The sequence below is a fragment of the Rhizobium sp. Root1334 genome (assembly GCF_001426665.1).
Classification (GTDB): Bacteria; Pseudomonadota; Alphaproteobacteria; order Rhizobiales; family Rhizobiaceae; genus Pararhizobium.
Window position 1 is genome coordinate 1 of record NZ_LMEY01000024.1, and the last position, 2,678, is coordinate 2,678.

Genomic DNA, 2,678 nt, shown 5'->3' on the forward strand with positions numbered 1-2,678 from the left:
CAGGCAACACCAACAGCCTGCCTAGAACCTCAGATAATCATGCGAAACTCGCCGCGCACTCCCTCCCGCGAAGCGGGTTCGTGCATGATGGCGCTAAGCGGAAATCATTTCCGCAACGGGGCCGTCTGCGGCCTGACGGCTTCCCGACTACGAGACACTAAAGCGGCCATACCGCCGCGGATTCCTGCAGTCCGCTGGCAGTCCCAAAATAAAAGTTTTGAAGTCAACCAACGGAAGGTATTTCCGCAATTAGGTAGCAACTGCCACCAACTCCTAGGCGGAATTCAACGCTTGGGGCCGAAACCACCCGCGTCATCATCGCTTATGCTTTTGGCTGCTCGTGATGGCCTAGAAATGCTGTAGTCATTCCGATCATCGTGCACACTCAGTGTCTGAGCCGGCCGTTTAGCATTCAAGAATAGGTCGAGTTCGGCTGTACGGGATCTGGATAGCCGAACCTTTTCAGCGAACTGCGGCCAGCGACCTATGGCCGTTCGAACCTGCTCTATCACTTCCTTTGCGTCGTGATCGGAGATTGAAGCTCCTCTGGAGACCGTCAAGAGATGAGACATGCCAGGGGCTTTGCCTTCACCAGCTATAGTCGCGGTGTGTTCCCCACCGGGTCCAGACGAAAAGGTAAGATCGTAGGCGGGTGCTAAAGACCAACGGCCATTCCCGTCCATGAGGAATGCGTGGTTCTTCGCATGGTCGTCACGGTTCTTTGCATACACATTGAACACCATGTTTCGGAACATTTTGAGGACGTCCGCGCTGTCTCGGGTCATCATGAGCGTAAGCTTGTGCAATTGTTCGTAGTTCAGCGACGCCTCGCGATGGCTGGCATTCAATAACCCGCTCGCAGTGTGCATGTGAACCCGTCCAGCAGGGATCCTGTCAAACCGTTTGGTCGCAAAGAGCCGCCTTCCCTTCCGGGTGTCGAATAGGCGGGTCTCGGCCATCTCTACCCCTGCAGCTACCGCCATGAGCGCGTAGGCTTTCTCTTCGGCGCCGATCTCAGCCGGATCAGCAGAACTGGGAGCTTTAACCATCCATCGTTCAAACCCCGGATCCAACGGCTGACCGTAGTCCAGAACACAGGTATTCTCGGTCTTGTTGAAACCAATCATAATCTTTGGCCGTGCACCCGCGGATCCCCCTTGAGCGCCCTGCAAGCTATCGATATCAGCGACATCCATCTCCGCCTGTACCAAATCTACTTGATCAGCAAACCAGTCGAGATCAGTGGCGTCGGTTGGTTGTTTCTGATCGTCTGGCAAATCAGGGACGTATGTCAGCGCCCCCATTCCCGTTTTGCCTACTGCCGAGAGGCGGTCAATTGGAGTGAGCTGGGTGTAGTCGATGCCTGCTCGCTGGAGGCGGCGGTCCAGCAATAGCCGACCCCAACCATCAGGTAGGCTGTCGTTGAATAGCCCATGGAGACCGTCAAAGGGATCGCGTGGCGCCGCAATCAATCCTGGAGCGGTCTTCATATGGAAGGGTGAAATCAACAGGGGCGCAGCGAGAAATTCTGCCGCGTACTCGAAGTACGCCCTGCGTTCCTTACCACTCCATGCGAGGGTGCCGAGTTTCTTCTCGTCCCCTTCGAGATTCAGAAAAACACTCATCCGCTGGATTGGTGTAAACTTCATTTTCTACGCACCCGCTGCTTGAGAGGACGATCAACGACATCATCGATTGTCTGCGGTGGCCGACTTGGAAACAAGCGCTCGAACTCGGCCTCGGCCTCAAGGATAAAGGCAATTTTTACAAGACTTTCGAGGGAGATTTTCCCACTTTCTTCAAATAGCCTAAGCGATCCATAGGAGACATTCGATCTTGCCGCCAGTTCCCTTTGGGTCAGTCCATGCTCGATCCGCCGCCGCTTCATTCGTTCCGATAGGCCTTTGATGACATCTGATGGGGACGACATATTAAATGCTAACATATTATCACCTAAGCGTAGAAAATATCTTTTAATGCCAATATAATGGCATTAAAAGATATTGCAAGTCGGTGATTTAGCCGAGTATTCCCGATCAACTCATGCCGATCATCCTGGTATGGTCTGCCGCATGTTCAGGATCATAGGCATACGACAACGCTGACTTCCGCTCGCCGCCCCCGGCGAGGTCCCGTTGTATCGCGTATCCTACAGGGAACTGAACATGGTCTCCGACAACCTGCCGTCCGTCATTCCGCAGCCGCGCAAGGCCGCGCCCGATCTGGAGGTCCTCCAGAGGGTAGAAATATTGGGGCAACCAGCACTTCCTGCTATCCCCGTACTGCCGGACGTTCACGCTTAGCCACCTCCGGTCGTTCGACGAGGAGAAGTCGTACAAGGCCTCTGCATCATCCGCTGGCCGGAGACAGAAGGACGGCCGACATGCGTCCGCTGCTCGCATGGGAACTGCTGGGAAATCCGGCGCTGCCGTTTCAAGTGCCAGTCCTGCCGCCGCGAGTTCTCGGTCACTACGGGGACGGTTTTCGCCTTCCGCAAGATGAGCTTCCAGGACATCCTGGCGGCTCTGTGGTTCTCCGTGAACTCGGTGAAGGGCAAGAGCGCGCTTCAGCTCAGCATGCGTTTGGAGTCGATGTCATCGACCTTGAGATGGGCGACCTCGGAGACGCGCAAGCCCGCGCCATAGGCCACACCGAGGGCGGCCTTGTATTTGATACCA

2 protein-coding genes and 1 pseudogene are annotated in these 2,678 nt (G+C 55.4%); all 3 read right to left on the minus strand.

Features of this window, described 5'->3' with window-relative positions; all coding sequences use genetic code 11:
* Nucleotides 1–284 precede the first annotated feature (284 nt).
* Entirely contained in the window at nucleotides 285–1,649 is a 1,365-nt protein-coding gene (locus tag ASD36_RS21780; RefSeq protein ID WP_060511820.1) for a type II toxin-antitoxin system HipA family toxin, read from the minus strand.
* Entirely contained in the window at nucleotides 1,646–1,945 is a 300-nt protein-coding gene (locus ASD36_RS21785; protein ID WP_244489865.1) for a helix-turn-helix transcriptional regulator, read from the minus strand. Before ASD36_RS21785 ends, ASD36_RS21780 begins: the two co-directional genes overlap by 4 nt.
* Nucleotides 1,946–2,572: 627 nt before the next feature.
* Nucleotides 2,573–2,678, minus strand: a pseudogene (locus ASD36_RS31565) (integrase); the annotation flags it as partial.